Consider the following 23,697-nt stretch of genomic DNA (forward strand, 5'->3'; position numbering starts at 1 on the left):
TCAGCGCTCCGCCTTCTTTCTCAGGCCGAGGATGCACGGCCCGCCGCGGCACCCGCCGATCGGGTTCTGGGGACGGCCGAGCGAGCACATGCACCGGGCCATCAGGGAGGCGCCGCGGGCGAGGGCGTCCTCGACAAAGATAACGTGGTCGTAGGGGGTGGTGTAGAGACTCCGGTCCTTGATGTCCATGAAGATGTACTCGGGTTTTCTCCCTGAGGTCGCCGCCCGCCCGGAGAAACCGATCGCCGTCTTCTCCGGGAGCAGCAGCCTCTCCTCGACCGCGACGTCGATGAAGCGCAGGGCCATGCGTGCACAGACGCGGTCGATGACCTCGGCCATCTTCTTTGCGCCGTGCTTCTCGTAGATGTCCGCCCCGATCGCTTTGAGTCTGGGGGCGTCGGAGAAGTTGGTCCCGCAGTCGCAACCGATGAGCGTGATCCCCTGTTCGGTCGCGCCCTTCGGGTCGACCGGGACGGTGCCGAAGTGCGTCGCCCCTTCGGGGACGACGCCGATGGTGAGCAGGTCGTGAACCTCGTCGGTGTACTCCTTGACGACCGAACGCTCTCGCAGGGTGAGGACCGTCGGCACGAACTCGTCGCCGAGAAGGTCGAGTGCGGTGCCGTTGTCGTCGTCGACGTCTGGCGTACCCCGTGCAAGGGCATCCGGGACGGCACCTCCGAGGCCGAGGATCGTCCCGATCGTTCGGGCAAAGGGAGTTTTATGGTCATGGGGGACGTCGCCGGTGATGCACCCGTCCACCGTGGTGCCGAAGTCCATCGCGATGCAGGGGTTGCGGAAGTCGATGGGGGAGAGGAGGGCACCGTCCTTGATCCCGGCCATGGCGAGCACGCCCTCCATCTCGTTGGCCACCAGGCGGTCCTCGCCGGCGAGGTCAGAGGGGGGGATCACCCCGGCGACCGTCTCGCGGAGGGTGACTTTGTCCATCAGAGAGAAGGGCTGCAACTTCTTGGGGAGATGTTCTCTGGACATCGGAGGCGTCATCTTTCTCGGATGGACACCCGCCTGGACGCAGCCGGTGGCGATCGCCCCGATAAACCCGGCGACCTCCTGGGGGGAGTGCCAGGTCGCCGCCATCCCGGTGCTTCGCACCACAAAGTCGAGGTCGTGCTCGATCGAGAGTCCGGCCTCTTCGTGGCACTGTTTGAGCACATCCCTGGCGATTTCGGCCACTCCTTCCATGGAGACCGGGTGACCGACAAGGGAGGTTGCGATCACCTCCTCGCCCTCCTTCGGGAGGCGGGCGTCGCGGGTGAACATCACCGTCTTGTTGATGATGTACGTGGCACCGGTCTCGAGATTGGTCCCGGTGAGCACGCACTTCGTAGTGGTGTTGCCCATCTCGACCGATGCAACGATGAAGTAGGGCTTTTCCCGATATTCAGGAATGGTTGTACCTGCCCCGTTGTTGCGGAAAGGCGGCGGACGGCTCTCCATGAAGTGGGGGAGCGGGTGTTTGAGAGAATCGATGAAACCCATGCATCAAAATCCATAGATTGCTGATTAATGGTATGCGATGCAACAATGCCCGGCATATTATAATTATTGAAATTGGTCGCAATTTGTGGTATGATTTGATTTTTGAAATCTTTTGAGACTTTATTTTACGTCGATGCAAATCCCTGTAATTTATTTAGGATATTTTCCATTCATCTCTTTAGGAGTGGTGCATGTCCGAAACCCTCGAACATCAGATCGCAGACGCCGAGATCACCGACAGGATCCTCGGGATCCTCAGGTTCAGAAAAAAGGGTGCCACAATATCGGAAATATCCCGGGAAACACACCTGAACCGGAATTCGGTCGCGAAATATCTTGAGGTTCTCCTCGCGTCCGGGCAGGTGGAGATGAAACGGATCGGCAAGGCAAAGGCCTACTCTCTCTCCAGGCGGGTGCCGGTCTCCGTGTTGATCGACACCATATCCGAATATATCGTGATCCTGGATGAACACACCCGGATCCTCGAGATCAACGAGCCGTACCTCTCCTTTTGTGGGAGAGGAAAAGACGAACTCGTGGGATGCCCCCTTTTCGCGGCTGCCCTTCCTGGACTCACCGATGATCTCGCTCCCCTGGTGAAAGAGGCGCTCGCCGGCGACCCCTTTGCAGAGGAGGTCTGCCTGGAGAGGGATGGTCTGGCCCGACATTTCAGAGTGAACTTTGTTCCCACCGTGCTCGCCTCCGGGGAGGACGGGCTGATGATCCTGATGGCCGACACGACTGAGAAGACAAACGTGGAGGCGGGTCTCAGGGAATCGGAAAAATTTTACCGGACCGTTTTCAACAACATCAATGCCGCCGTTTTTCTCCTGGATGTGGAAGAGGGCAGCAGACCCGGCAGTTTCATTGCGGCCAACGACCATGCCTGCGATTTCTTCGATTCCCCCCGCGATGAGTTGATCGGGACGGCCTTCGCGCGTTTCACGCTTCCCGAATGCCCCAGGGTCGGGGAAGATTCCGTTTTCCTGGCATTCGGGCAGGGGGAGTATGCGAACGCCGAAATGGCCCTGGCGAACCGGCGCGGGGAGCGGATGGTGGTGCGGATCAGGTCGCATTCTTTTCTCTACGATGATTCGCCGGTGATTCTGTCCGTCGTCCGGGATATCACCGAGGAGCGTAAGAAAGAGGAACAGGATCGGAAATATGTCATTTCTCTCGAATACCTCACCGGTACCGCCGCGGAGTTCTCTTGTTTCCCGCCCGATCGGGATATCTATGACTATATCGCCGACGAGATCTGCGGGCTTGTCCCTGATGCCATCGTGGCCGTCAATGCTCCGCTGGAGGATGGGTCGGGGTGGGTGAACCGTGCCTTCCGCGGCTGGGAACGGCACCGCCAGAACTTTGACGCTGTAATGGGAGGAAGCCCGGAGGGAAGACCCGTCACCATGAACGGGAAGCAGATGCGGTTCTTTAAGTCGGGGATCTTCTTTCACCACAGGGTCACCGATGACGACATCTCCCTCGCCGACGAGGTCAAGCAGAACTGCATGATGCTCGCAGAACACCTCGGATACGGCGAGTACTACATTAAGGGCCTGGTGGCTGACAGCGTCCTCTATGGCATGGTCATCCTCAGTTTGCCGATAGGGAAGATGCTTGCGGACCAGATGACGGTGGAGGCCTTCATCGACCAGGCCGCCGCGGCCCTCCGGAGGCGACAGGCTGAACGGAGACTTGAGGAAGCAAACGAAGAACTGCGCTTCGCCCTCTCAGACCATGAATCAGACCTCCGCGTCCTCCAGAAAGCGCTTGGGGACCAGAGATATGAGCGTGAACAGACCGAAAAGGCCATTCGCGATCTCGCCGACCTTGCTCTCCGGTGCATCTCCCTCGGGAATATGGCAGTCGTTGGCCTTTCACGAGGTGGAGACGTGATCCACATCAGTCCGGCGATGTCCTCAGTAATCGGCTGCAGCGTAGAGGATGCAGTCGGAAGGCACTGGTACTCCTCGTTTGTCCCGGCGTCCGTGCGGGAGAAAGCGATGGAACTGCATCGTCTTCTCCTTGCCGGGGTGATCGGCACCGGCGAGACGGTCTGTCCCCTCCTGACCGGAGACGGGGAGGAGCGGACGATGGTCTGGGCCGTCAGGCGGGTTGCCGGGGGTCAGGACGACGGCCTCGCCGTCCTCTGGTTCGGAGAGGAACCGCCCGGAAAAAAGGTCATGGCGTTGTCTTTCCCGGGCTGAGGCCGTTCCCGTCGTCCCTGATGTGGATATCGATCTGGCTGAACGGGATCTCGATCCCCTCCTCCCTGAAGCGCCGGTCGATCTCGCGGTTGATGGTGCTTCTCGTCGTCCGCTCCATTCTGAAATCGTTCGTCCAGACCCTGAGCATGAAGTTGAGGCTTGAGGCCCCGAACTCGTCGAAGAAAACGACCGGTTTGGGGTCGGTGAGGATGTAGTCTTCCTCTGCCGCGGCCTCCTCGACGACCCTGTTCAGGATGCTCATCACCTGCTCGACGTCGCTCCCATAGGCCACCGGAACCTGGATGTTCACCACGATCTTCGGCTCGGGCCTGGCATAGTTGGTGATGACGCTCTGGGTGACGACAGTGTTCGGGATGGTAATGATCAGATCGTCGATCGTCTTGATCTGGGTGCTTCTCGGTCCGACCCGTACCACATCCCCGAAATGATCCAGAATCCGCACCCGGTCGTTCACCCTGAGCGGCTGGTCGACCATGATCACGCTCCCTGCAAAGATGTTGCCGATGATCTCCTGGGCTGCGAGGGCGACGGCGATCCCGGCGACGCCTGCGCCCGCGACGAGGGGGGTGATGTCCACGTTGAGGGTGCAGAGCACCATCAGGATTCCTATGAACCAGATGATGTAGTGCGCCGTTTTCTCGAGGGTGCCAAGGATGTGGTCGTCCAGGTCGGTGTCGGTCTTCTCTGCGATCTCTCTTCCATACTCGCGGAAGGCGAACTCCACGAAACTGGCGGCCGCCCATGTCCCGAGAAAGACGAGGAAGGCCGAAGCGGTGGTGGTGCCGACCACCCAGGCCTGCTCACCGGGCAGGGTGATCTCGTAGGTGAAGGCGTACCAGACGGCGGCGGCGAGCACAAAGACGATGAGCGGTTTGCCCAGTGAGATGAGGAAGAGGTCGTCGAGTTTTGATGCTGTCCTCTCAGCCCGTTGGATCCCGCGGTGATACAGCGCATAGATGACCACCGAGGCGAGCGCTCCTCCGAGAATGACGACTATACCAAGAATAGAATGATAAATGTCCACCAGGTGGTGGTTCAGGCCCGCAGGAAAAATAGATATGCCATGCAACGATGCGTTGCGTCGGCGGCAGGCTTATCCGCTCTGCCGCCGTGAGCCTCCACCGATGGAGGGGAGTGACGACGAGACCCGCCGGGTGCTCGCCTTTCTCGGTGCCGAGCGGAGGCTTGCCGGCCGTTTTTCTCTCCCGGCCGAAGCCTTCCTTCCGGTCTTTTTCTCGCTGCGCTTCGGGGGTGCGTGGAGTTATGCGACGGAAGGGTTCAGGGCGGTCTCGGTCGTGAAGAAGACGACCGTCTATGAGGACGAAGGGAGGGGGACCACCATCGAAGAGGTCTATCTCCTCGTCGACCCGGTGGTTCTCAGCGAGGAGGGGGCGGTCGCCAGGCTTGAGAAGTGCGGGGAAGAGCCCGAACGCCTCCTGGTCGTCCGCCCCTCTCGTGTGCGTCTCAAGTTCCGCCGGGGAGTGCGGGTGCGGGTCGATCCGGCCAGAAGAGAAATCTCGGCTGAGGAGGTGGCCGGGAACGTCCTCGTCTTCGAGGGTTCGGCGGCGTTCACTTTTGCCCATGAGATGGAGCACCTCGAAGAGCGCGAGGTCTCGGGGAGGAGGTTGTGGGAGTTCAGGTTTGTCTGAAAAACCGCGCCCGCCCGGTCCGCTCCAGGACCATTTCGCAGAGGGCGAAGTAGACCTCCTCCTGCTCGTCGGGGGTCAGGCCGAAGGCTTCGAAGACCATGGCGTCCAGATGTGTCCGGTCAGGGAGAGGCCTGGGGCGCTGTTCTCGTATCGGTCGGCCGGGATCGATCCCGCACTCTTCAAAGATCGAACCAAGTTCCCGGTCCTCAAGGAGCAATTCCCCGGAGAGCCCGTCGATCCCGGCGGGGATCAGCATTCGGTTGACCTCGTAGACCATCAGCGACCTGGCACCCTGGCCGAGGCTGCTGCGCGAGAGGGTCTCGGCCAGGAAGAGAGCCAGGGTGCTGTTGACAGCGTTCTGAACCGCCATCGGGGCGCTGACACAGTAGAAGCGGCAGTCGCAGAGGAGGTCGCGCTCTGAGACGAAACATCCGAGCCGTTCGTAGGTCTCCTTCATCCAGAAGAGGTTGCCGCCCCTCGCGTCGAGAGAATACCATTGCTTCTTCGTCTCAAAGGAGCGGAGGCGGTGGTATCCCCTGACCGCCCCGCCTCGCTCCCCCCCGCCCCGCACCCTGACCTGTTGTTCCTCGCCCATCTCGATATAGCGGCCGGCACCGGTGCCGGCAAGGGTGTCTCTACTCCTGGTGCAGACGAAGGCCCGATGCTGCAGGGCGGCCGGGTCGACCCTGGTCGTCAGGCACTCGCGCGGGCTCTTGATCACCGGGACGAGGAACTCGCCCTCGATTTTCCACTGTTCCCGCGTTGCCGTGTCGAGGTAGAAGAACTTGTTCGCCCCGGTGGTCATCCCGCGCCTGAACGGTGCCACCTCGCCGATCCTGACGAGCCGGTCCTGGCCCTTTCTGAGCACCGTGTAGAAGATCTCCGGCGCCCTGAGAAATTTCCCGGTCCAGGCACTCCCGGCGTACCGGCCGTCCCGCGTGTCCCGGCCCTCTTCAAGGAGGTCTGCCTGGAGGGCCGGGAAGGCCCGGCACCTCCCGACCTTTACGAGGTTTCCGGCCATCGTTGCGAGGTTCCCGCCCCGGGCCGCGGCCCCGTCCCTCTCGACCGCCGCCAGATCACCGGCGAGGTTCCGGTCGCCGGGGGGTGCGGCGACCCGCACGAACCTGGCCTGATGGTCGAGGCACCTGTCTGGTTCTTCTGTGGGGGGGCCGAGGAGGGTGATGACCGTGTTCACATCGGCGCAGGAGAATGTACGTCCCGGGAAGTCATAGACCGCGATGATAGGGACGTTTCTGAGGAGAAATTCCTGCAGCCCGTTGCCGTAGGCGGTGTCGAGCCAGGTGGTCGGGGTGATGAAGCAGAGGACGCCGCCGGAACGCCTGAGCATCGCCAGTCCGCAGAGGAAGAAGTAGATGTAGAGGTCGGACCGGCGGTCCGGGCGCCCGAGGGCCGGGAAGACCGTCCCGGCCTTCTGGATCAGGGTGTCTTTGTAGACCTGCCGCTCGCGCTTCCCGACCCCTTCCTCGCCCGGAGGAGCGATCAACTCCTGCCTGACATAGGGTGGGTTGCCGATGACGATATCAAAGCAGCCTTCCCAGGGGGCGGCGAGGGTGTCCCCAACGCGGAGATTCTGCCAGGGACTGACCGATCCCGCCCCCCCTCCGGCAAGGAGCCTGAGGAGGAGGCGCAGGCCCGCGGCCCTGACGGCGGCCGGCATCACGTCGGTCCCGTGAAGCCCCTCCCCGACGGCCCGCACCATCGTCCTGGTCCCGGACCCCCCGAGGGCCCGCGCCGTCGCCTCGAACACCCCCAGCATCCCGACGAGGAAGGAGCCCGACCCGCAGGCCGGGTCGATGACCGTGATCTCGTCGAGGGCGGCGAGTGCGCGGCCACGGTCCGGCAAACCTGCTGCAGACTGCGAAAAGACGAGGGCGTAGAGCGCCTCGGTCCCGACCTCAGGGAAGCGGGCACCCAGCGCCTCGACCAGGGCCCGGCGGCACATGAACCAGACCTCAGTTACGGGAGTATAGAAGACCCCGGTGAGATCGTGGTCGCCTGCCGGGGCGAGACTCTCGGTGAGGAGAGCAATCGCCTCGGGTCCGACTGCGGCCTCCTGCTCTTCGGGTGTCTCTTCGCGGCAGGTGAAACGGTATCGCTCTATGATCTCCAGAATATTCTTGCAGAAGCGGTCCGGGACATGGAGGAGGTCGGACGGCGGGCACCCCTGCAACGCCCCCGCGAGGGACGGGCCCGCCACCTCGGAGGCGAACCGGTCGGTGCCGTACCTCCCTTCGGCACGGTACCTCTCCCAGAGATCGCCCGGACCTTCACCTTCAGCACCAAGGATGGAGAGCACGACGAGGTCGACGAAGACGTCGAGGGTGCCCTCCCGGTCGCCGGTCGCCCGCGAGATCGACTCGAAGAGGGGGATGCACTCCTCCGTGAACCGGCGGGAGGTGGCCGCCTGTCCGTATGCTTCGCCGTCCCGCAGGGCGAGCAAGGCGCGGCGGTCGCTCTCCCGCACGTCTGCCGGGTCGAGGACGATCCTGGTGTGCCCCTCTCCCGCCGGGCAGAGCAGCACGCCCTTCTCGCCCACACTGACGATCACGAGGGGCCCGTCCGGCACCTCGTCGTCGTTCCCGGTCCAGAGGGCGAGCGGCACCTCCGTGGTCCCGGCCAGGAGGAAGACGCCGGCGGTCTCCAGAGGGAGGGGACGGGGGAGAGGCGAGATGCCGAGAGTGATGCAGAAGGCGGCGGCACCTTCCGGTGATCCGAGCGCGTTGGTCATCACATCGAGCCAGTCTGGCGGCCAGGCCCTCGGGTCGCCGGCGGACATCCCTCTCCTCTGTTCTGAGGAGTGTCTTCAGGGGAAGGGATGATGAAGGTTCCGACATGTTCCCAGGACTGAAGGCGGCCTCCTGTCATGGCCGTCGTAGACAAATTTGTGTCAGATCGGCTTTGTAGAATTCCTTTTCTGGCGTGAACATCGGGGGCCCGGAGGCAGCGCCCCCGGCGCGATTCATGGAGTAAGGCGGGCGATCCGAAGGGCTGCCCCACCAGAAGGACGAGAAATGCTAAGTTGATCTCTCGCGCCGGGGGGGGGGCGGTGAGGGCTTGTGTTTTCCCTCGCTGCCATGTTGTGAGGGGAGTGATCGAGGTTTACTACAGAGCCGCCAGATCAGAATTACTTCCATGAGTCTGAATCACTCTCCCCATCCCCGGCAAAAGACTGATGACGTACCGGCATGCATGGAGGGACGAGGAGGTCGGCGATATGGGAGGGCCTGAGATCATCTGTCCCGGACTGCTCGTCCTCAACGCCGTCTGTGCCCTCCTGATCATTTTGTTCGAGCGGAAAAACCCGGGTGCCGCCCTCGCCTGGATCGTCGTCCTGGTCTTCATCCCGGTGCTGGGGTTCGTCTTCTACCTCCTCCTCGGCCAGAACATCTACAAAGAACGGCTCTTCATCCTCAAAAAGAAGGACGACGAGATGCTGAAGGGGATTCTCAAGGAGCAGGAGGAGTGGATGACGGCCGGCGGCCCTCCTCTCGACACCCGCCTCGGAGCCTTCCGGCCCCTGGCCTCCATGTTGCTGCGCCACGACATGGCGGTCCTCTGCCCTGACAACGAGGTGGAGGTCTACACCGCAGGAGATGAAAAGTTCTCGGCCCTCTTCGATGCAATCCTCGCGGCCCGCGACCATATCCATCTCCAGTATTATATCATCAGGGACGACCACCTGGGCCGGCGGCTGGTCTCGGTGCTTGCCGGGAAGGCGGCCGAAGGGTGCGAGGTGCGACTGCTGTACGACGCCGTCGGGTGCCGGCGGCTCCCGAACGATTTTTTTAGACCCCTGACCGATGCGGGCGGGGCGGTGGCGAGTTTCTTCCCGTCGCGCTACCTCCCCTTCAACCTCAGGGTGAACTACCGCAACCACCGAAAGATCGCCGTCGTCGACGGGACAGTCGGATTCATCGGCGGCTTCAATGTCGGCATCGAATACCTGGGCGAGGACCGGCATCTTGGCCCCTGGCGGGACACCCACCTGAAGGTCACCGGGAGCGCCGCCTCCTTCATGCAACTCAGGTTTTTTCTGGACTGGAACTATGCCGCCGGCGACGACCTCGGGTTTGAGGAGTGCTACTTTCCGGTCCGCGACTTCACCGGCGACGCCGTTGTCCAGATCGTCTCAAGCGGCCCCGACTCGCTCGGGGAAGAGATCAAGAAGGGATACCTCAAACTCATCTCCTCGGCGCACGAGTCGGTCTACATCCAGTCGCCGTACTTTGTTCCTGACGGGAGCGTGCTCGACGCCCTGACCATCGCCGCGCTCTCGGGCGTTGACGTGCGGGTGATGATCCCCTGCAAGCCCGACCACCCCTTCGTCTACTGGGCGACGTACTCGTACATCGGCGACCTCCTCGCCGCCGGGGTGCGGGCCTACACCTATGACGCCGGGTTTCTCCATGCCAAGACCGTCGTCGTCGACGGCGCCGCGGCCTCGGTGGGGAGCGCTAACTGGGATATCCGGAGTTTTTGCCTGAACTTCGAGGCCAACGCCTTCATCTACGACGCAGAGGTGGCCGGGCGGCTGAAGGCGGTCTTCGAAGTCGACCTGGCTGCCTGTACCGAGGTGACGCCGGCGGTCTATGCGGCGCGGTCACGCAGGGTGAAGGTGAAAGAGGCGGTCTTCCGTCTCTTTTCAGGGGTGATGTAGCCCGTCTCTCAACCGCTCGGGGATGCGGAGGAGGCGGGGGAGGTTCTGGTGCCAGTGGACTGCGAGGGAGGGGCCGAGGTACGGGAGGTACTGCGGGACGACCCCGACGGCCATGGCGCACTTCTCAAGGACATTCTTCTCAAGCCCGACGACCGTCGTCTCCCGCCTGACGACGGCGTCGAGGAACGCTCCTGTGTCCGCGGCGTCGGCACAGGTGACCACATTGCCGAGGTCTGAGAGGAGGTGACCGTCTGTCCCGCCGGTGACCCCGAGTTCCCCATCCCTGGCGAGGCGGGCGGCCTTCTCGTTCTGCCCTCTGCCCATCCCCCCGCAGACCGCTTCGACGGCGTCGAACTCGAAGAGGATCTCGGGTTCGAGATACTCGCGGTCGATGCACTTCTGCACCCCCTTGTTGAAGAGGAGGTAGCCGTATGGGTGGGCGGCCGAGACGACGCAGGAGTACCCGGCGGCCCACTCCAGGACCTCGGGGGTGGTGAGACGGGTGGCAAGGTACGGGCTTTTGCTCCGTGCATCCCTGATATGAGACCGGTAAAAATCCTCCAGGTCGTGGGTGTCGTAAAAATAGACGAGGATGTGCGGGCCGTCCCAGGCGCTCACCTCGATCCCGGGGACGACCATCGCGTGAGTGCCCAGGCGCCGCGCCTCCAGGACGCCGCCGATACCGTTGTGGTCGGTGATCGCAAGTCCGAAACCGCGGTCTTCGGCCTTGCGGAGGGCGTCTTTTACGCGTGTCGGGGCGTCTGAGTGGTTCGTGTGGGTGTGCATGTCCACCGGCATGAACCCTCTCTCCCTGAGGGCGGCGAAGTCGGGGCGGGCAAAGGTGACTGTCTGACGCATGGGTGTATCTCTCTGATCTCCTCTGCCCCGGGCGGTGATGAAGGTCGCGGTCGGTGCACCCTTCAGACGGCCGCCCCCCCTCCCTTCTCGCTTACCCTGAGGAGGTGGGCGATGTAGATCCTGGCCCATCCGTATCCGACGATCCCGCCGAGGATGTTGCCGATGACGATCCCCCACCAGACCCCTGCCTCGCCAAGGCCGAGGGGAATGGCGAGGAGGTAGGCGAAGACGGCGATGAAGACAAGGTTGCGCAGCAGACTGAGGACCAGCGAGTACATCCCCTTCCCGGTCCCCTGGAAGACCGAACCCGACATGATGCCAGGCGGGACGAAGGGGTAGAAGAAGCAGATCGTCTGGAGGAAGGCGACGATCGTCGGGGCGAGGTGGGCGCTCTCCGGGGAGTAGGTGAAGACGAGGGCGATCGCCGGGGCGAAGACCCAGGTGACGATGCTGATGGCGATGGCGATCGCCACCCCCAGGCCGACCGAGAAGGTGTGGGCGGTCTTGAGATTTTCAAAGAGCCGCGCACCATAGGACGCACCGACGACCGAGACGACCGAGGTGCCGATGGCGATGAAGGGGATGAGCGCAAACATCACGACCCGCCACCCTGAGGTATAGACGGCGACGGCTTCGGTGCCGGCGACATGGACGAGGAGGCCGTTGATGACGATGACGACGATCGACATCAGGAAGAACTCCATGCTTGCCGGGAGCCCGACCCTGAGGATGTCTTTGAAGATCGCCCGGTCAGGGGAGAAACCCTGCCAGGAGAGGGTGACATAGGTGTCCCTTCTGACGAGGAACCAGTAGAGCAGGATGACCGAGACCAGAGCGACGGCGATGATCGTGGCCCAGGCCGCACCGGCGATGCCCATCCCTGCCCAGTAGATGAGGACGGGATCGAGGAGCATGTTGACGACTGCGGACACGCCCATGGCATACATCGTCCGTCTGGTGTCACCTTCGGCCCTGAGCACGGCATAGGCGATGTTGGTGAAGAGGATGAAGATCGTCCCCGAGAAGACAATGCTCCCATAGGTCGCCGCAAGGTCTGCGGTCTCGCCGGCACCGAGGGCGGCGGCGACCGGTCCGGCGAGGAGAGTGAGAGGGAGGGTGAAGATGGCCGAGAGGAGGATGGTCAGGACCATTGCGTGCATGGCCGCGCTGTCTGCCCCGACTCTGTCCTTCGCACCGATCCGGCGGGAGATAGCCGAACTCACGCCGGCCCCGAGGCCGTTCCCGAGGCCGATGAGGATCATGAAGACCGGGGTCACGAACCCGACGGCGGCGAGGGCGTCGTCACCGAGTCCTGCAACCCAGACGGCGTCGACGAGGTTGTAGATCGAGAGGAGGAACATCGCCATGATCATCGGGCCCGAGAGTTTGATGATGGCCTTCTTCGGATCGCCGGTAAGGATGGAGACGCCCTTTGTTGTTCCGGTCTGTTCAGGAGGTTTTGTTTCGTTGTTGTGCATACTCGTTCTCCAGGATGAGGCTGAGGCTGTTGTGGGCGATGGCCCTGAGGAGAGTGCGGACCATCTTCTGCTCTTCGTCGGTGAGGCCGGCGCAGACCTCCTCTTCCCATTCTTGATCGATCCTGACGATCTCAGGGACGATCTCTTCCCCTTTTTCGGTCAGGAAGATCCTGACGGCCCGGCGGTCGTCGGGGTCGGTGGTCCGTCGGATGTATCCGGTGTCTTCCAGTCTCCGCACGGCCCGGGCGACAGTACCTTTGTCGACGTGGAAGCGGCGGGCCAGTGTCTCCTGGGTGATCCCCTGCTGGTGGGCGAGGTGGATGAGGGTAAAGAGTTGCCCTGAGGAGAGGCCGTACCGCTTCATCCGCTCGTCGATGATGATGTGGTGGGTCCGGTGGATGACCGAGACGAGGGCCCCGAGCGGGACCTTCTCGTGAGGGGGTTGCATAGAGATCAGTTTGGTAGTGGGAGAGGATAATGGTTGCCTGCGCAACTGTTGGGTCGGCAACTATATGCAGTGACGACCGGATCTTTTTTCTGTCTCCCGGTGGTTCATTGCCGCCGGTGAATCAGTCATGCCTGACGGAGAGAGAGGACCACCCGATCGAGGGTTTGGTCGGCGGGGGGAACCGCCCGAGAACTGTGTATGCCCGAGGTGCGGTTATCAAGAACCAAAGACGCGAGGTGTGCCCTGCCGGGAGATGAAGTGCCCGAAGTGCGGTGCGCCTATGAGGGGGAAGTGATCGGGGGACAATGCCTCCGACGCTGTGAGGCGGGGGTCAGACCGGACCCCGCCATGTTTGCTGAGCAAAAGAAGTTGGTATTTTGCCGCCCGTCTCAGTGGATGCTCGGGCTGACAAAACCCACGGTCATCCCGCCGAGTCCCTCGAAGAGCATCTGGATGGCGATGCCTGCGATGACGATCCCGAAGATCCTGACCACGATCTCAAGCCCCTGCTTCCCGAAGAACTTGAGGATGTAGTCTGAGGCGAAGTTGCAGAGGGTGATGAGGAGACAGACGATCAGGACGACGCCAAGGGCCGGGATGAGAAGGGCGCCGTCGGCCAGGGCCTGGTGACCGTAGAGGACGAGGGCGCTGATCGTGCCGGCCCCGACATAGATCGGGATGACGAGCGGGACGATGACCTTCGGGATCACGGCCTCCGCACGCTTCCAGACTGACTCTTCCCCTGTCGCAGCGGTGAGGGCGTGGGTGCGGTCGGTGTGCGTGCCCGAGAGCATGGAGAAGGCGATGGTCAGCAGGATGATCGCCCCGGCGATCTGAAAGGCCGGGATCGAGATGCCGAAGAACGTGAGGATGTCGGCGCCAAAGAACATGCACAGCAACATCGTCCCGGCGAGAACTCCCCCGAGGAGGAGGGCGACGGCATGTCTGGTGCGGGTCGATGAGACGTCTGCGGTGTACATGATGAAGAAGGGTACGTTGCCGATCGGGTTGGCGATGGCGAAGAGGGCGGCGAAGAACGCGGCAAAGAACGAGGTCGGGTCCATGGCGGCAATAGGGGGATGCGATACTTAAGGGCTTTGTGCAAGGCCGTGGAGTGAGAGGGGTTGAGGGTCCGGAAAAAAGAGATGGGAGGAATGTGGAGGTCACCGCTTCCTTATCCTGGCCGCGCCACAGGTGGCTGCTATGGCAAGGAGAGTGCCGAGAGTCCCGAAGGCGGCTGAAGGGCTCTGGGCCGGGTTTGTCCTGGTGGCTTTTGGGGTTGTTCGTGTCGGTTCAGAAGTGGTGGGGGTGTCGACCGCCGCTTCCCGCGCCGGTGCGGTCACTTCGAGAACGATTGTCCCGTTCTCTTGATAGACAATGGCAAAGTAGGAGAAGCCCGGGGTTTCGGCAGAGTAGTAGTAATAACCATCTTTTTCTCCTTCAAAAGTCGTCGGAATTCTGGTCCATGCGCCGTTGTGGAAGCGCAGGAGTACGATGTCTGAGAAACGGTAGCCCCGCTCGTCGAGCCATGCTTTCGATACGCTGAACCTGATCGTTGCCGTGGCGATGTCGTTGTCATTGGTGCGGTACTGCTCCACGTGCTCGATACAGTAGGTCTCATCGTCGGGACGGGGTATGCCGGCAGGGAGAGAACCGGCGTCTTCGACGGTGAAGAGGAGGTTGCGGGTGGCGTCCGCCGCGGTGACATTGATGACATAGATCGCCGTCCCTTTGAAACTGAGGCTGCTCTGCTGCTCAGGCAAGAGGGGTTTTGTAGAGGCCGCAGAAGTCCGGGAGTTGCCGCCGCTGCCGCCACCGCCTGATGACGAGGAGGTGGGGGTCGGTGTGGGCTGGACAGATGCGGTCCGTGCGGTGGCGTTCACCCAGGTCTGGTTGAGGTTGCCCGCGGTGTCGATGGTCCTGGTGCTGATCTGGTACTCGGTGTCGGGTGCGAGGTCGGTTGCGTTGAAGCGTTCTTCGCCTGTGGGTACCTCCACGTTCGCGCCGTCCCAGTACACCCGGACCGCGGCGAAGTCCGCATCTGCCGGGTCGGTCCAGGTCCAGGTGATCGCAGTCTCCGAGATCGTGGTGGCGGCGAGATCGGTGACGCCTGCCGGCGGGGTGCGGTCCGGTGCGGTCCGTGCGGTGGCGTTCACCCAGGTCTGGTTGATGTTGCCCGCGGTGTCGACGGTCCGTGTTCCGATCTGGTATTCGGTGTCAGGTGCAAGTCCGGTCGTGGTGTAGGTGCCGACACCCGCCGAGATGTTGGTGATGAAGGTGCCGTCGAGGGTAAGCATCACCTGGTCGAAGTCCGCATCTGCCGGATCGGTCCAGGTCCAGGTGATCGCGGTCTCCGAGATGGTGGCGGCGGTCAGGTCGGTGACGCCTGCCGGCGGGGTGCGGTCCGGTGCGGTCCTTACAGTGGCGTTCACGCGGGTGGCGTTGGCCTGGCCGCAGAAGTCGACGCTCCTGGTGGTGAGGAGATACGCGGTGTCGGGTGCAAGACCGGTCGTGGTGTAGGTGCCGACTCCCGCCGGGACGTTGGTGAGGAAGGTGCCGTTGAGGAAAAGCATCACCCGGTCGAAGGTCGGGTCTGCCGGGTCGGTCCAGGTCCAGGTGATCGCGGTCTCCGAGACCGTGGTGGCGGCGAGATCGGTGACACCGGGTGGGGGAGTGGTGCTGATGCCCACGCTCCGTATTCCGGTGACGTTCATGTTCCCGGCAGAGTCATTGGCATAGATGCGGTATCGGTGGATGCCATCCCCGGTGATGTTTGCGCTGGCGTACGCCCCTGTCCGGGTTCTGTCGAGGGTCATCGTGGCGTTGACGCCGTTCACTTCGAGGAGTGCCCCCGCGACGCCGACGTCGTCGGTGACAAGTACCTTTACCGTGACGTTCGCGGGCGACCTGGCCCCTTCCTCAGGGGTCGGCGCCACATAGGTGATCGTCGGAGGTTTTGTGTCCTGGAAGAGACGGAGGGTCACGGTCGTGGGTCCGGAGAGGTCGGTGGCGTCTGAGGCCGAACCGATCGGAGCGCTGGCTGTCAGGGTGTAGGGTGTGGAGAGGACTGCGGGTGCGGTTCCGTTCCGGGTGTATTCTCTGAGGAGGTGCGGGCCGGTCCGGCCGTCCGCGTTGGTCTGTGCAGTGAGTGCCACCGTTCCGTTCACGTCGGCGACGGTGACGTCCGCGCCGGCAACGATGTTCCCTGTCAGATCGGTGGTCGTGACGATGAGTGGCCAGAGGACGGCAAGACGGGAGGTTCCGTCGAGCGTGACCTTTGCCCGGTCGTGGGTGGTGTTCGAGAGCGTGATGTGCGCTTCCCCTCTCAGGTCGAGGTCTCCGGTGGTGCCGGCAAGAGCGGAGTCGGTGATCGTGGCGTTGATGCCGGTGATCTGCATGGCCTGGTTGTTTCCGGTGATTGTGGCGTTCTCAAAGACAAGGAAGGGCCGCTCGATGCCGATCAGGACCATGCCGGTCTGGGCGTTCCCGCTGGCCTCGCAGTCGAGGATCCGTACGTCGCCCCTGGCCCTCAGATCGATGCCGTTCGTCCCCGACCCTTCGACGGTGCAGTCCAGGAGAGTGAGGTTCATGCTCTCTGCATGACTGTCCTGCCCGAGGGTGATGCCGGTTCCTGTTGCGTTCCTGACCGTGAGATTGGCGAGAACCAGATCGCGGACAGAGGAATAGTAGTCGTCCAGGGCGATGCCGCCAGTGCCGGCGCCGGTCACCGTGCAGTCGCGGATGGTGAGGTTCTTGAGGGTGATGTATTTGTAATACTTGCTGATGCCCGCCTGCGCCGGGTCAGTGATGGTGAGATTTGAGAATACGGTGTCTCTGCAGTTCCCGTTGAAGTAGATCCCGTTTATGCCTGGATTCGTGATGGTGATGGCGTCGAAGGCGAGGCCTGCGGATGTGCCCTCAAGCCAGAGTGCGTCGCCGGTGGATCCCGAAAAAGTGAGGTTCTCGAAGGAACAGTCTGTCACCGCGGAGAGGTGGAGGCCGCGGGTGTAGGAGCGGACCGCGGGGGTTGCGGCGAGGTCGCGGACGGAGACATTGTCGCAGGTCTTCAGGACATAGACATACCCGCCGTTGTCGCGGACGGCAATGCCGTCGTCCAGGAGCAGGTCGGAGACTCCCTCCAGATAGAAGCCGTTCCTGTTCTTCTCGACGGTGATATCAAGGAGAGTGACGGCCGGAGTCTCGATGCCCCTGAGAGAGAGACCGTAATGGGTGTTATCCCCGCCGGTCTCTCCATTGTCTCTGGCCTCGATGCCGTCGATGACCACCTCGCCCCGACCTCTGAGGTCGATCCCGTGCTTCCCTGACCCTTCGACGGTGCAGTCACGCACTGTGACATTCTCACTCTGTGCGTTGTTGTCCTGCCCGAGGATGATGCCGGTTCCTTTCACATTCCTGACCGTGAGATTGGAGAGGACGATGTCGCGGAGAGAGGAAGAGTAGTCGCCCAGGACGATGCCGTCGCCACCGGCCCCGGACACGGTGCAGTCACGGACGGTGAGGTTTTCGAGGGTGATGTATTTGTAATACTTGCTGATGCCCGCCTGCGCCGGGTCGGTGATGGTGAGATTTGAGAATACGGTGTCCTTGCAGTTCCCATTGAAGTAGATCCCGTTTGTACCAGGAGAAACAATTTTGATGCTGTCGAAGGCGAGGCCTGCGGATGTGCCCTCAAGCCAGAGTGCGTCGCCGGTGGATCCCGAGAAAGTGAGGTTCTCGAAGGAACTGTCTGTCACCGCGGAGAGGTGGAGGCCGCGGGTGTAGGAGCGGACCGCCGGGGTTGCGGCGAGGTCGCGGACGGAGACATTGTCGCAGGTCTTCAGGACATAGGCATACCCGCCGTTGTCACGGACGGCGATGCCGTCGTCCAGGAGCAGGTCGGAGACTCCCTCCAGATAGAAGCCGTTTCTGTTCCTCTCGACGGCGAGGTTGAGGAGCGTGACGTCCGGTACCCCGATGCCCTTGAGAGAGAGCCCGTAGTATGTGCCGTCCCCACTGGATTCTCCGTTCCCTCTTGCCCGGACGCCGTCGATGACGACCTTTTCGCGGCCGAGTACCAGGACACCGTGCTGCCCTGACCCTTCGACGGTGCAGTCACGCACCGTGACACTCCCACTCTGTGCGTTGTTGTCCTGCCCAACGAGGATGCCGTTTCTTGTTACATTTATGGCTGTGACATTGGAGAGGACAATGTCCCGGACGTAATCGGAACTGTAGTCGTCCAGGGCGATGCCGTCACCGTCTGCGCCTGTCACCGTGCTGTCGCGGATGGTGAGGTTTGCAATGCTGGAGTATCGCCCGTTTTTCGTGACGCCTGCTTGTTTTGGGTCGTTGATGGTGATGTTCGAAAAGACCGTGTTTGCGCAGTTGCCGTTGAACCATATCCCGTTTTTGCCTGGTGTGGTAATGGTGAGAGTGTCGAGGGTCAGGCCTGAAGAGATGCCGTCGAAAACGATGGCATCTCCTGTGTTTCCTGAGATGGTGAGGTTCTCGAAGGTGCTGTTCGTCATCGAGGAGAGGTACAGACCGCGGAGATAGGGTCTGACCGTCGGGTCGAGAGCATGGTCCCTGAATGTGATATTGTCGCAGATCTTCAGGGCACAGGCATACCCGCCGTTGTCCCGGACGGCAATCCCCGTCCCGAGAACGAGATCGGCGACTTTCTCCAGGTACAGACCGTTCCTGTTGTCCTCGACGGTGAGGTTGAGGAGAGAAATGGTTGGCATCTCGTATCCTGTGAGAGAGAGGCCATAGTAGACGTTGTCTCCATTTTTGTCGCCATTCCCTCTGCTCTGCACACCGTCAAGGACGATCTCGCCCCTTCCAAGTATGCGGACGCCGTACTGCCCCGCCCTCTCGACGGTGCAGTCACGCACCGTAAGGTTTCCGCTCTGTACGTGGTTGTCCTGCCCGATGAGAATGCCGTTTCCTGTGGCATTCCTGACCGTGACATTTGAAACTACGACGTCGCGGACAAAAACGTAACGGTAGTCGTCCAGTGCGATGCCGTCGCCTCCTGCGCCTGTCACCGTGCAGTCACGGACCGTGATGCTGGCAAGGCTGGAGGCCCCCACGTCTTTCGTGATGCCTGACAGTGCTGGGTCTGTGATGGTGATGTTCGAGAGGGCCGCGTTCGCGCAGTTGCCGTAAAAATAGATCCCATTTTTGCCCGGTGCGGTAATGGTGAGAGTGTCGAGGACGATGCTTGAAGAGGTGCCGTCGAAGAAGACGGCATTACCGGCGGCTCCGACGACAGTGAGATTTGCAATGGTGCTGTTCGTCACCGAGGAGAGGTACAGGCCGTGGAGATAGGATCTGACCGTGGGGTCGAGAGCATGGTCCCTGAATGTGATATTGTCGCAGATCTTCAGGGCACAGGCATACCCGCCGTTGTCCCGAACGGCGATCTCTGTCCCGAGAACGAGATCGGCGACTTTCTCCAGGTACAGGCCGTTCCTGTTGTCCTCGATGGTGAGGTTGAGGAGAGAGACGGTTGGCGTCTCGTATCCTGTGAGAGAGAGGCCATAGTAGACATTATCCACGCTGGTATCACCGTTCCCTCTGGCCTGGACATCTTCAAGGATGACCTCTTCACGGCCGAGTACCCGGACGCCGTACTCCCCCGCCCTCTCGACGGTGCAGTCATGCACCGTGACGTTCCCGCTCTGGGCGTTGTTGTCCTGCCCGATGAGGATGCCGTTTCCTGTGGCATTCCTGACCGTGACATTCGAAAGGACAATGTCGCGGACAAAAACGTAACGGTAGTCGTCCAGTGCGATCCCGTCGTCTCCTGCGCCTGTCACCGTGCAGTCACGGACCGTGATGTTGGCAAGGCTGGAGGCCCCCACGTTTTTCGTGATGCCCGCCAGTGTCGGGTCTGTGATGGTGATGTTCGAGAGGGCCACGTTCGCGCAGTTGCCGTTGAAATAGATCCCGTTTTTGCCCGGTGCGGTAATGGTGAGAGTGTCGAAGGTCAGGCCTGAAGAGATGCCGTCGAAGACGATGGCATCCCCTGTGTTCCCTGAGATGGTGAGGTTCTCGAAGGTGCTGTTCGTCACCGAGGATGTGTATACTCCGTGGAGATAGGGTCTGACCGCGGGGTCGAAATCATGATCCCTGACTGTGATATTGTCGCAGATCTTCAGGGCGCAGGCATACCCGCCATTGCCCTGGATGGTGACGCCGCCGTCCAGGAGGAGGTCGGCGACGTTCTCCAGGTACAGCCCGTTCCTATTGTTCTCGACGGTGAGGTTGAGAAGGGCGATGTCAGGTGCCTCGATGCCCTTGAGATAGAGACCATAGTATGTGCCGTCTACGCCGGAGTCTCCATTCCCTCTGCTCTGGATATCTTCGATGACGACCTCGCCCCGACCGATCACCCGGACGCCGTATTGCCCCGCCCCCTCGACGGTGCAGTCACGCACCGTAAGGTTTCCACTCTGTGTGGTGGCGTCCTGTTCGAGGATGATGCCGTTTGCTGCGGCATTCCTGACCGTGACGTTCGAGAGGACGAGGTTGCGGACATAACAGGTCCCGTAGAGGTTGGATCTGCAGTCGTCCAGTGCGATGCCGTCGCTGCCTGCGCCTATCACTGTGCAGTCCTGGAAGGTGAGGTTGCCCAGGCTCCCGGAATTGTGCTCCCTGATGCCTGCCTGCCCCGGGTCTGTGATGGTGATATTCGAGAAGATCGCGTTTTCGCATTTGCCGCCGAACCAGATGCCGTTTTTGCCTGGTGCTGTGATGGTTATGCCGGAGATGGAGACACCGCTTGAACTCCCTTTGAATAGGATACCGTCCTGAAATGAGGTGATCTCGCCGTTTTTGATCGTGACCCCGACCGCGTTTGCAAGGGTGATCCCCGGCCTGTCGGAAAATCTCGACCCATCGAGTCTCGAGCCGTTGAGGTCGAGGGTGATCGATTTTGCATCAAAGACGAGGGGAGAAGAATAGGATGTCTGTTCAGTGACGGTGACCACGCTCCCGGCAGAGGCATTGGTCAGCGCCGCCTGGATGGGGTTTGCCGGGGCAGGGTTGAAAACCCCTGTCTCGTTCCACCACCCCGTGGCGTTCACCGAGTACGGGGGAGGGGAGGCCGCCACCCCGGAGACCAGATATCCGAGGATCGATACGCAGATGAGAATCCTGAAGACGTTTGATGGATTAATTATAATCTCGGTAACTTTTTTTTCCATAATGGTGTCCTCCGGAACGATATAATAAAAATAACAGTATGATATAGATTCTTTTCTATCGAGGCATGGAAATCTATATAATGTACTTCTGTCTCGCCATAAATCAAATATAAATCATTTATCTGTATGGCCATGCAATTTTATGACAAGATTGGATTTTTTTGTGATTTATTTTATGATTGTGATCTGTTTTGTGTCTTTTTGCGGCGAGAATCAATCTGGTCCAATATAAAAAAAAGAATATCTGGGTTTGCTGTTCGCCGGTCTCCCCCTCCTTGATGGAAGGTCGTCTGTCTCGACGCACGCATTCCTTATCCTTCGTGATCGGGTTGGGGGGTAGGAGTGAGAGCGGGTGATCCCTGCCTGATGAGCCGCGAGATATAGAGCCGCGCCCAGAGATACCCGACGATCCCGCCGAGGATATTCCCGGCGACGATCCCCCACCAGACGCCGACTTCGCCGAAACCAAGGACGACGCCGAGCACCCAGACGGCGAGGGCGATGAAGACGAGGTTCCTGAGGAACTCGACGGCAAGGGCGAAGATGCCCTTCCCGGTCCCCTCGAAGATCCCGGCCGACATCATGCCCGGCGCGATGAAGGGGAAGAAGAAGCACATCGTCATCAGGAAGGCGGTGATCCCGCCTGCCAGGTGTGCGCTCTCGGCCGAGTAGGTGAAGATCCAGGAGATGAAGGGTGCGAGGAACCAGGTGAGGAGGGAGAGACCGAGGCCGATGAGGATGCCCGATCGAACCGCGAAGGAGTGAGCGACCCTGAGTCTGTCGTACTTTCGTGCACCATAGGCCGCGCCCGAGACCGAGACGACGGCGATGGACATGGCGATGAACGGGATCAGGGCGAAGAAGATGATCCGCCACCCGCCGGTGTAGACGGCGACGGCATCCGGCCCGGTGACCCGGACCAGGAGACTGTTGATGATGATCCCGGCGACCGACATCAGCACGAATTCCAGGCTTGCAGGGATGCCCACAGCGAAGATGTCCATGGCGGTGTGTCTCTCGGGGGAGAAGCGCCGCCAGTCGATGGAGACGTAGGTGTCCTTTTTCACCAGGAGCCAGTACAGGAGGAGGGCGCAGACGAAGGCCATGGAGATGAGCGTCGCCCATGCCGCCCCGGCGATGCCCATGCCCGCACCATAGATGAGGATGGGATCGAGGACGATGTTGAGGACCGCAGATCCGGCGCAGGCGTACATCGTCCTCCGGGTATTCCCTTCGGCCGTGAAGACGGCATAGAGAACGTCGGCAAAGAGGATGAATACGGTCCCGGCAAAGATGATGCGGCCGTATTCTATCGCATATCTCGCGGTCTCCCCGGCACCGAGAGCGAGGACGAGGGGTTCGATGAAGAGGAGGAGGGCCAGGGTGACGACTGCCGAGATGAACAGGATGATGGCGATGCCATGCATCGTGACGTTGTCTGCCCCGGCCCTGTCCTCAGCGCCGATGCGGCGTGAGACGGCCGAGGTGACGCCGGCCCCGAGGCCGCTCCCGAGACCGACGAGGATCATGAAGATCGGGGTGATGAACCCGACGGCGGCGAGGGCGTCGTCACCGAGTCCTGCCACCCAGACCGCATCGGCGAGGTTGTAAATTGCCTGGAAGAGCATGGCGATCATGATCGGGCCGGCGATCTTGAAGATGGCCTTTTTCGGGTCGCCGGTGAGGACGGCGACGCCTTCGGTGATCATGCTCTGGTGGTCTGTCGTTTTTGGGTCCGGATCGGAGGTGATGGGGGAGTCTATCATAATGTATCCTTTAAATCAGGGGGGTTCGTATGGGGGCCCAGGAGAAGGGGAACCATACCATTTTTTACATGCGTTTGAACAGCACCGGGCAGGAGCAGATCATGTCGCCCTCTGTATAGATAATGGTGCTTCATTACGATCTCATCATTCGTTCGGGCCACCGGTCAGGTCGCCTGATAGGATCTGTCACCTGAGAAGATAGCATGCCGGAGTCTGCCCCGTGGAAGGGTTCTGGCCCGGATGGAGTGATGAAAAAAAGTTATGCGGGATGTGGGTCTTTGCCGGTGGCGATGAAGAGGTGGCAAGCAGGGGCCAGGATGGAAGTCGCCGGAGAGATCCGGTGTTCAAGCGTATTGTTATGCGTCGGTCCGGAATACCTTCGATGTACGATTCAATCGTTGCAATACCACATGCCGGGAGAACGGTGGGAAGATGGTGTGGTCACCCCTGCGGTGGGCGTGAACCCGGTCAACCAGGCGGATGTTCATGGGATGATGCGGGAGGTCTCTTGCAGCAGACCCCCTTTTTTTGCAGCGGTTTGCAGCAGGTTGCGGAAGGTGTTGCCATTCAACGGGCGGCACTGCAGGATCTGATCGGGTTTATCTCTATTGCACGTAGAGATCAGTGGATCGTTTGCAGCATTCCGGGTTTCGCACACACACGCACACACAGAGACAGAGGAAGCGGTGATGCCGTGTGGGTGTGGGTTTTGCTGTAATATAGTACTGATAGAGAAGCTTCTCTCTCTCTTGTACAAGTACAGTACAATTCAACCCCTTTCCTGGCCGTTTGATCTTTGCGGCATATGCTGCAAATCTGCTGTAAACCTGCTGCAATGTTGTAAGCGTCGTCGCCGGCAGACACCGATCCCGACCACACTTC

12 protein-coding genes are annotated in these 23,697 nt (G+C 61.2%); 3 read left to right on the forward strand and 9 right to left on the reverse strand.

The features are described 5' to 3' along the window. Positions 1–1,497, reverse strand: coding sequence for a methanogenesis marker 14 protein (locus RJ40_RS10020; protein ID WP_265580713.1), 1,497 nt, complete (start codon positions 1,495–1,497; stop codon positions 1–3). Positions 1,498–1,688: 191 nt separating this feature from the next. Between RJ40_RS10020 and RJ40_RS10025 the strand changes: the two genes are divergently transcribed. Further along, on the forward strand, positions 1,689–3,707 hold the full coding sequence (locus tag RJ40_RS10025; RefSeq protein ID WP_265580714.1) for a PAS domain S-box protein: 2,019 nt from the start codon (positions 1,689–1,691) through the stop codon (positions 3,705–3,707). On the opposite strand, the gene RJ40_RS10030 is transcribed toward RJ40_RS10025, so the two are convergent. Further along, positions 3,682–4,752: a mechanosensitive ion channel family protein gene (locus tag RJ40_RS10030; protein ID WP_265580715.1), complete on the reverse strand. Its 1,071-nt coding sequence runs from the start codon at positions 4,750–4,752 to the stop codon at positions 3,682–3,684. The two genes, RJ40_RS10025 and RJ40_RS10030, sit on opposite strands and share 26 nt — an antisense overlap. Positions 4,753–4,786: 34 nt before the next feature. Here RJ40_RS10030 and RJ40_RS10035 point away from each other — a divergent pair, with 34 nt between their 5' ends. After that, positions 4,787–5,377 (forward strand): RimK/LysX family protein, encoded by a 591-nt coding sequence (locus RJ40_RS10035; RefSeq protein WP_265580716.1) that lies wholly within the window; start codon positions 4,787–4,789, stop codon positions 5,375–5,377. On the opposite strand, the gene RJ40_RS10040 is transcribed toward RJ40_RS10035, so the two are convergent. Further along, positions 5,364–8,174: an Eco57I restriction-modification methylase domain-containing protein gene (locus RJ40_RS10040; RefSeq protein ID WP_265580717.1), complete on the reverse strand. Its 2,811-nt coding sequence runs from the start codon at positions 8,172–8,174 to the stop codon at positions 5,364–5,366. The two genes, RJ40_RS10035 and RJ40_RS10040, sit on opposite strands and share 14 nt — an antisense overlap. A gap of 396 nt (positions 8,175–8,570) precedes the next feature. Here RJ40_RS10040 and cls point away from each other — a divergent pair, with 396 nt between their 5' ends. After that, positions 8,571–10,055, forward strand: a complete 1,485-nt coding sequence (gene cls / locus RJ40_RS10045) for a cardiolipin synthase (protein ID WP_265580718.1) — start codon at positions 8,571–8,573, stop codon at positions 10,053–10,055. Here the strand turns inward: cls and RJ40_RS10050 are convergent. The 6 genes from RJ40_RS10050 to RJ40_RS10075 all read right to left on the reverse strand — a co-directional run bounded on the left by RJ40_RS10050 (position 10,041) and on the right by RJ40_RS10075 (position 22,815). Beyond that, positions 10,041–10,913 (reverse strand): PHP-associated domain-containing protein, encoded by an 873-nt coding sequence (locus tag RJ40_RS10050; protein WP_265580719.1) that lies wholly within the window; start codon positions 10,911–10,913, stop codon positions 10,041–10,043. The two genes, cls and RJ40_RS10050, sit on opposite strands and share 15 nt — an antisense overlap. 62 nt (positions 10,914–10,975) lie before the next feature. Next, a complete protein-coding gene (locus RJ40_RS10055) occupies positions 10,976–12,391 on the reverse strand; it encodes an MATE family efflux transporter (protein ID WP_265580720.1) in 1,416 nt (471 codons plus the stop codon). Beyond that, positions 12,363–12,839, reverse strand: coding sequence for a MarR family winged helix-turn-helix transcriptional regulator (locus tag RJ40_RS10060; RefSeq protein ID WP_265580721.1), 477 nt, complete (start codon positions 12,837–12,839; stop codon positions 12,363–12,365). The genes RJ40_RS10055 and RJ40_RS10060 overlap by 29 nt, the downstream gene beginning before the upstream one ends. Positions 12,840–13,228: 389 nt before the next feature. Then, positions 13,229–13,903, reverse strand: a complete 675-nt coding sequence (locus RJ40_RS10065) for a MarC family protein (protein ID WP_265580722.1) — start codon at positions 13,901–13,903, stop codon at positions 13,229–13,231. Positions 13,904–14,002: 99 nt separating this feature from the next. Beyond that, the gene (locus RJ40_RS10070; RefSeq protein WP_265580723.1) at positions 14,003–21,049 is read right to left on the reverse strand and encodes a right-handed parallel beta-helix repeat-containing protein; all 7,047 of its coding nucleotides are present in this window, start codon (positions 21,047–21,049) and stop codon (positions 14,003–14,005) included. A gap of 311 nt (positions 21,050–21,360) precedes the next feature. Further along, a complete protein-coding gene (locus RJ40_RS10075) occupies positions 21,361–22,815 on the reverse strand; it encodes an MATE family efflux transporter (protein ID WP_265580724.1) in 1,455 nt (484 codons plus the stop codon). Positions 22,816–23,697: the final 882 nt, after the last annotated feature.

This window comes from Methanofollis aquaemaris, assembly GCF_017357525.1.
In the GTDB taxonomy this organism is placed as follows: Archaea; Halobacteriota; Methanomicrobia; order Methanomicrobiales; family Methanofollaceae; genus Methanofollis; species Methanofollis aquaemaris.

Coding starts and splice junctions, on each gene's coding strand:
- cls (WP_265580718.1), top strand. CDS start 8,571: ATGACGTACCGGCATGCATGGAGGGACGAGGAGGTCGGCGATATGGGA.
- RJ40_RS10020 (WP_265580713.1), bottom strand. CDS start 1,497: ATGGGTTTCATCGATTCTCTCAAACACCCGCTCCCCCACTTCATGGAG.
- RJ40_RS10050 (WP_265580719.1), bottom strand. CDS start 10,913: ATGCGTCAGACAGTCACCTTTGCCCGCCCCGACTTCGCCGCCCTCAGG.
- RJ40_RS10060 (WP_265580721.1), bottom strand. CDS start 12,839: ATGCAACCCCCTCACGAGAAGGTCCCGCTCGGGGCCCTCGTCTCGGTC.
- RJ40_RS10075 (WP_265580724.1), bottom strand. CDS start 22,815: ATGATAGACTCCCCCATCACCTCCGATCCGGACCCAAAAACGACAGAC.
- RJ40_RS10035 (WP_265580716.1), top strand. CDS start 4,787: ATGCCATGCAACGATGCGTTGCGTCGGCGGCAGGCTTATCCGCTCTGC.
- RJ40_RS10070 (WP_265580723.1), bottom strand. CDS start 21,049: ATGGAAAAAAAAGTTACCGAGATTATAATTAATCCATCAAACGTCTTC.
- RJ40_RS10055 (WP_265580720.1), bottom strand. CDS start 12,391: ATGCACAACAACGAAACAAAACCTCCTGAACAGACCGGAACAACAAAG.
- RJ40_RS10040 (WP_265580717.1), bottom strand. CDS start 8,174: ATGTCCGCCGGCGACCCGAGGGCCTGGCCGCCAGACTGGCTCGATGTG.
- RJ40_RS10025 (WP_265580714.1), top strand. CDS start 1,689: ATGTCCGAAACCCTCGAACATCAGATCGCAGACGCCGAGATCACCGAC.
- RJ40_RS10065 (WP_265580722.1), bottom strand. CDS start 13,903: ATGGACCCGACCTCGTTCTTTGCCGCGTTCTTCGCCGCCCTCTTCGCC.